At 40.8% G+C, this 6,912-nt stretch carries 7 protein-coding genes; 6 read left to right on the top strand and 1 reads right to left on the bottom strand.

All coding sequences use genetic code 11. The features are described from left to right. The coding region (locus Q1V93_RS13260) for an ABC transporter transmembrane domain-containing protein (protein ID WP_300665367.1) at nucleotides 1-1,186 on the bottom strand (1,186 nt) is incomplete at its 3' end. 187 nt (nucleotides 1,187-1,373) lie between these two features. Here Q1V93_RS13260 and rpmH point away from each other — a divergent pair. From rpmH to Q1V93_RS13230, 6 genes are all read left to right on the top strand, one after another. Then, nucleotides 1,374-1,532, top strand: coding sequence for a 50S ribosomal protein L34 (rpmH, locus tag Q1V93_RS13255; RefSeq protein ID WP_144333335.1), 159 nt, complete (start codon nucleotides 1,374-1,376; stop codon nucleotides 1,530-1,532). A 140-nt stretch (nucleotides 1,533-1,672) separates the two neighbouring features. After that, on the top strand, nucleotides 1,673-2,692 hold the full coding sequence (gene ltaE / locus Q1V93_RS13250; protein WP_300665365.1) for a low-specificity L-threonine aldolase: 1,020 nt from the start codon (nucleotides 1,673-1,675) through the stop codon (nucleotides 2,690-2,692). Then, a complete protein-coding gene (locus tag Q1V93_RS13245) occupies nucleotides 2,689-3,324 on the top strand; it encodes a hypothetical protein (protein WP_300665364.1) in 636 nt (211 codons plus the stop codon). Before ltaE ends, Q1V93_RS13245 begins: the two co-directional genes overlap by 4 nt. Nucleotides 3,325-3,405: 81 nt before the next feature. After that, the gene (locus tag Q1V93_RS13240) at nucleotides 3,406-3,735 is read left to right on the top strand and encodes a hypothetical protein (RefSeq protein WP_300665363.1); all 330 of its coding nucleotides are present in this window, start codon (nucleotides 3,406-3,408) and stop codon (nucleotides 3,733-3,735) included. A gap of 92 nt (nucleotides 3,736-3,827) precedes the next feature. Continuing rightward, a complete protein-coding gene (locus tag Q1V93_RS13235) occupies nucleotides 3,828-5,972 on the top strand; it encodes a TonB-dependent receptor (protein ID WP_300665362.1) in 2,145 nt (714 codons plus the stop codon). A 9-nt stretch (nucleotides 5,973-5,981) separates the two neighbouring features. Beyond that, complete coding sequence (locus tag Q1V93_RS13230) at nucleotides 5,982-6,635, top strand: hypothetical protein (protein ID WP_300665360.1); 654 nt, start codon at nucleotides 5,982-5,984, stop codon at nucleotides 6,633-6,635. Nucleotides 6,636-6,912 lie beyond the last annotated feature (277 nt).

Below are 6,912 nucleotides of genomic sequence, written 5' to 3'. Positions count from 1 at the left end.
CCAACGTCTCATTTCGGTTCAATTCAAAAGAAATACCTTTTAACACTTCGATTTCAGAACGCTGAGGATAAGAAAAATGTACGTTTTCAAAGCGAATAGAACCGTCGATATCCGGAGTGTTTGTTCCTTTAAATAAATCACTTTCACTGCTTTCGTTGATAATGTCCATCAATTTTTCCGTCCCACCGATTGTTTTCTGAATTCCGGAATAGAAATCAGGTAAAGAACCGATACTGGCAGCCATCAGCAATGTTACCATTAAGAAAGAATACAAATCGCCGCCGCTTAATTCAGGATTTGTTCCCTGCGTCATTAACAATCCCTGCCAAACGATGAAAACGATCGACCCGAACATACAGAATACCATAAAGGAAATGAACAAACCTCTCCAGATTCCGCTTTTGATATTTAAGCGACGAATTTCTTCAATGGATGATTTGAAACGTTTGAGGAGGTAATTCTCATTCGTGAAAGCCTTGATATTTCCGATTCCCGTTAAGGATTCTTCGGCAATGGCATTGGAAGTTGCTGTTTGATCCTGCGCTTCTTTAGACAAACGCTTGATGAAACGTCCGAAAAGAACCGCAACGATCATAATTACCGGCACGGTAGAAAGCATGATCAAGGACAATTTCCAGGACACAAAAGTCAAATAAGCGATTCCACCGATGACCATCACGATTTGTCTGAAGAATTCTGCAACAGTCGTCCGGAGTGTTTCCTGGATTTGAGTAATGTCCGAAGACAATCTGCTGGTCAATTCTCCGACCGTATTCTTGTTGAAGAAATCCATCGGAAGGTGAAGCATTTTTTGAAAAACGTCGTATCTCAAATCACGAAGCGCCTTTTCAGTTACGTTGGTAAATAAGACTACACGGAAATAACTGAAGATCGCTTGTCCACCGAAGAGTGCAAATAAAGTAATTGCAACAGTTGTGATGTTGGACAAATCAATTGCTTTGATGGCTTCGGCCATACTTGTTTGAGAACCGGTACTTAATCCGAGCAATTGTCCGAGAAGAATCGGGAAGATCAGTCCTACCGAAGTAGATAAAACCAAAAAGATCCATCCGATCCCGTATTCGAAACGGTAGGGCTTTAAATAGTGAAAAAGTTTGCGTGCTTTTTTATAGCTGTCGCGGGTTAGTTGAATCTTTTCCTTCTTCGCTTGTTTTGGTCGCAACATCTTTATTCCTATTTTTGTGTTACAAAAGTAATAGGAGAGAACCTTTAACAAACTTTTTTTTCGAATATTTTCGATTAAAACTTGAAAAATTGGAAAATGTACCTATCTTTGCACCCCATTCTGACAAATGTCTGACATTTCAAGGGATTTAAGAAAGCAATAAGAACATTCGAATAAAGTATAGATCATGAAAAGAACGTTTCAACCGTCTGTAAGAAAGAGAAGAAACAAGCACGGATTCCGTAGCCGAATGGCAACTAAGAACGGACGTAAAGTATTAGCTGCGCGTCGTCGTAAAGGCCGTAAGAAATTGACAGTTTCAGACGAAGGTTTCCACAAGCGTTAATCGCCGGGATTCGTTCCTCATTAAGATATAAGCCATCTTTTCGCAAAAGCGGAGAGGTGGTTTTTTTGTTTGGTAAAAATTCTTTTTCACTTGTTTTCTGAATTAGATACCCTAAGTTTGTTGCAATCAAATTTTACTCCATGCAAAAGATAGATTTTCGTTCAGATACCGTAACCAAACCTTCCAGAGAAATGCTGGATGCCATGTTTCATGCTTCAGTTGGAGATGATGTATATGGCGAAGATCCGACGGTAAATGAATTGCAGGGATTTGCAGCAAATCTGTTCGGGAAAGAAGCCGCATTGTTTTGTGCAAGCGGAACACAAACAAACCAGATTGCGATCAATATTCATGTGAAGCCGGGCGGAGAAGTGATTTGTCACGAAGACAGCCATGTGTATAAATACGAAGGCGGTGGAATTGCGAAAAACTCAGGAGCTTCCGTTCGTTTACTTCAGGGAAACCGTGGACGATTAACAGCTTCTGATATTGAAAAATGGATTATGCCGGACGACGTTCATTTTCCGGTAACTCAGCTGATTTCACTGGAAGATACGGCCAATCGCGGTGGCGGAGCAGTGTATGATTTTGCTGAAATTCAAAAAATTGCTCAATTGGCAAAAAGCAAGCAAATTCCCCTGCATTTGGATGGTGCTCGCGTTTTCAATGCCTTGGCAGTGAATGGTGTTGATTTGAAAACCTACGCAGCTCAGTTCGATTCCATTTCGATTTGCCTTTCGAAAGGATTGGGAGCGCCGGTTGGTTCCTTGTTGATCGGAACAAAGGAGTTTATTCATCGGGCGAGAAGAGTGCGTAAAGTGATGGGAGGTGGAATGCGACAGGCCGGTTTTTTAGCCGCAGCCGGACTTTTTGCCTTGAAAAAGAATGTTGCCCGCTTGGATCAGGATCACAAGCACGCGAAGCAATTGGAAGAGGCTTTTTTGAAATGCAATTGGATTGAAAACAGTTTACCTGTCGAAACAAACATATTAGTGCTAATTTTGAAAGAAGAATCCGAACGGGATCATTACATTCAAAAACTGGCGGATGCGGGAATCAACGTTTCTTCATTCGGTCCGGGAATGATTCGTTTGGTGACACATTTGGATCTTTCCGAAGCAGACATATTAAAGACCATTGAGCAATTAAAACAACTATGAAGCTATTCGCGCCATTTTTCTGTTCCGCATTTATCCTGATTTTACTATCGTGTACAGACACGAAAAAAGATACGGTTACTTTGGATGAAATTTCGCATACAACGGATAAGTTCAAGGATGTGAAGGATACGAAAGAGGTTCAGTCGATCAAAGATCAAAAACCGAAAAGTGCTTATTTCCTGGCGGCTTTTGATTCCATTTACAAAGAGGCTTCCTGGTTCAAATTGGATAGTATGCTCTTTCCGGATCGTTTCGGACCTTCCAAACTGGAGAAATGGTACCTCCTGAATCAAAAAGACAGTTTGGTGGCTTTGCATTATGAATTCAAAGACAGTTTGAGAACCAAAAACGCGTTTTTTAACTGGATTGATTGTTACGGACCAAAATGTCTTTCCTATCAGGTAGGTTCACAGTTTAAGAAACAAAGCAGGAACTCCCTGTTTTTAGTCGGAGCGAATGATTTGGTTTATATGGAGTCGAAGTTTACCATTTCATCTAAAAAAATGATTGAATTGCTGAACGAGAAAAAAGAAGATCAGAACTGGATGTATATCGTTGAAATTCCGGCAAGAAGCAAAACCCGCTGGTCGGCCATGAAAGAAGGGGAATTGAAAGAATTAATCGGACATTAAGATTCTAAGACATCAGGATATGAAGACAAAATCCACGTCCTGAAATTCTAAAATCTGGAAGTCCTGAAATCAAAATAAAAAATGAAAGTAGTAAACAGAGGATACATTTACGTAGAACCAAAACAAGCCTTTTGTGATTGGGCAAAACAACACGACCCGGAATTTGATTTCGATGAATCGGATGACCTGGAAGGAAACTTGTACCTGATAGAAGAAGATTTTTTCGAATACGAGCCGTTGGTTGAATCACATTTCAAGAAAATCATGAAAAATGAGTGTTTGGCGGTGGTTGATTCGGAAGAAGAGTTCCCGAAACCAACCCTGGAATTGTTTTTGGAATGGTTTACGATCCGCATTGGTTCAAGCGTGTTCGATACACAAAAAACAGATTTGGAAAGCGACAAGTTGTAAGGTTCGTTTTACCGACTCTGAAAATCAATTCACCGAATTTAAATAGTCAAGTTTCATAAATTCAATTTAATTTCGCTCCGTAATTGATGATTATGAAGTATATACTATTACTTATTAGTTTGTTTCCACTATTCCTGATCGCACAAACCACGGTCGAAGGAACGGTGCTGAATCAAAGTGGCAAACCGGTTTTCATGGCAACGGTGTTCGTGAAAGGAACCACAGACGGTGCTCAAACAGATGAAAAAGGATTTTACAAACTCACAACCAAGGCAACGGGTAAACAATCTTTGTTGATTCGTGGAGAAGAGATCGAAGAACAGATAGTGGAGGTGAACCTGAACGGAACACCGCTTGTTCAGAATGTCAAAGTGCGTGCAGCGAAAGTAATCGAAGAAGTTGTTATTTCGGCAGGAACGATGTCTGCATCCAATGACCGCAATGTGGCCATTTTGGATCCTTTGGATATCGTGACAACAGCCGGCGGGCAAGGAGATATTGCAGGAGCAATTCAGACGTTGCCGGGAGTTCAGCGAAACGGAGGAGATCAAACCGGTTTAATGGTTCGTGGAGGAGATGTCAGCGAAACATCCTTTATTATTGATGGTTTGGTGGCTCAAAACGCTTTCGGAAGTTCTGTTCCCGGAGTTGCCCAAAGAACCCGGTTTAATCCCTTTCAGTTTAAAGGAACGGCTTTCAGTACGGGAGGATATACCGCTCGTTACGGACAAGCACTTTCTTCCATCCTGGATTTGAGTACGCTCGATTTACCGGATCAAACCAATATCAACATCGGGGCTAATTTTGCCGGAATTTTTCTCGGAGGTTCGAAACTGATGGAAAACAGTGCGGTTGAGTTTACCGGTTTTTACCAGAATTTATCACCGTTTTTAGCATTGGCAAAAGCAAATGTCAAGTTTTATGAAGCTCCGCAGGGCTTTGGTTTTTCCGGGCGTTATGTAGCAAAAACATCTACACGTGGAATGTTTAAAACGACATTCAATCAGAGCTACAACAGTTCCGGTTTGGAAATCCCGAATCCGGGAGTTGCCGGACAAAATATGCGTTTCGGATTGAAGAATCAGAATACGTATGTAAACACGACGTTCAATAATTATATCAATGATAAATGGACGTATTATGTCGGTTTTTCATTGAGTAATAATGACGATGATATCACCTGGGATACCTTGGTTTCAACCCGGAATGACAAGCGTGTTCAGGGACGGGGAGAAATGGTTTACACGCAAAGCAATCGGTTCAAGTTACTCATCGGAACGGAATTGCAGCATTTTCAATACCGCCAAACCTTCGATACGCTGACAGGGCAATTTGCAGAAATGCTGAGCGCGGGATATGTGGAGGCAGATATTATTCCTTTCCGGAATTTTGCGATTAAGCCCGGAGTCCGTGCAGAATATTCCAAATTATTGGCAAAAGGAAACATTTCACCGCGTTTGGCCATGGCGATCAAAACCGGTAAAACCAGTCAGATTTCTCTTGCTTCCGGATATTTCTACCAGTTAGTTTCCCAAAATTACCTGATGCAGGGATATCGCCCGGATTTTCAGGAAGCATTGCATTTAATGGCAAATTACCAAATCATCGCGAAAAACCGGATCTTCCGTTTGGAAGGTTATTACAAATCGTATGACCAATTGGTACGCGAGCAGGGAGTTCCGTATACACCGAATGCATTCCGATTCAATTATGGAATGGTCGATAACAGCGGTTCCGGTTACGCACAGGGAATTGACGTTTTCTGGAGAGACAAGAAAAGTATCAAGAATTTCGATTACTGGATCTCCTATAGTTTCATTGATACAAAAAGACTATATCAGAACTACGTTGCGAAAGTAACTCCTGATTATGTTTCGGATCACAACCTGAATGTGGTGATGAAGTATTTCTCCATGAAACTTCAAACCAGTTTTTCCATGACTTACAGTTATGCAAGCGGCCGACCATATTACAATCCTGCCAATACGCGTTTCTTGGGGGATCGTTCTCCGGATTATCACAACCTGGCGTTTACGGCGGCATATTTAACAACAATTAAAAAGATGTTTACGGTCTTTTATATTAGTTTAGACAACATTACAAATCAACACAATGTGTTGGGATACAGATACAGTTATGACGGAAGCCAGAGATATGAGATGAAACCACCGTTTTATTTCAATATTTTCTTCGGATTCAACATGTCATTGAAAGAGTTTAACAAAGACGAGCTTTAATTTTAGAATATGAAACAAGTAATTTTATCAGTGGTTTTAGCATTTACACTTCAAGCAAATGCACAGGATGAAGCAATTGTGAATGAATTGGCTCCTGTTTGTGCGAACCTGGATTCCTTACACACACTGGAAGCATGGAAAGCAAAATCCGATGAATTGTCGGCATTGAAAGAAAAGTATCCGGACAGCTGGATGACGATTTATTACTATGCTTATGCGAGTATTCAATTATCGTATTTCGAAACTTCTTTGGGGCTGAAAGATGCCTTTGTAAATAACGCAGAAGATCAGTTGGCGAAGCTGGAAGAAAAATGTCCGTTAAAAGATGAAGTGTTTATCATGAAAGCAATGGTTGCCAATGCGCGTATCGGGGCAGATCCTGAAAACCGCTGGCAGAAGTACGGGAAAATCTTCGAGGACAATTTAAAAGCGGCAAAAGGAGTCAATGAAAACAACCCGCATATCTATTTGTTGAAAGGAATTGCAACATTCTACACGCCGAAAATGTTTGGTGGAGGAGCAAAAAATGCGAAAACGTATTTCGAAAAAGCGCAGTCTAAATACGATTTGATCACATACACCAATGTTGATAAACCTTATTGGTGGGGAAGAAGTACCTGTGGTTATTTCTTCGGAGAAATTGAGAAAGAATTAGGAAAATAAAAGGCCATCGAGCGAAGTCGAAATGGTAGGTAATTCTGTTGTGGGATACGATGCATCGGGAATTAATCCTGATGCACACCCATTCTTGTTTTCTCCCACAAATGCACAGATAATGAGAGGCACTTACCAGTTGGGAGGTAGCCCCAAAAGCATTTTTAAAAATATGACTTGTCCGAGAGTTTAGGTGATGATTTCTTAGAAGAATACTATTTAGAAGCTTATCTTTTCCATAAAACCGTGGAATGCTTGAAAGTAGTTTGTAAAGCCCTATAGATTG

Origin of the sequence: Fluviicola sp. (assembly GCF_030151805.1) — a bacterium.
Lineage (GTDB): Bacteria > Bacteroidota > Bacteroidia > Flavobacteriales_D > Crocinitomicaceae > Fluviicola.
The sequence above is the reverse complement of the archived record's forward strand: the minus strand, read 5'-3'. Positions and strand labels throughout refer to the sequence as shown.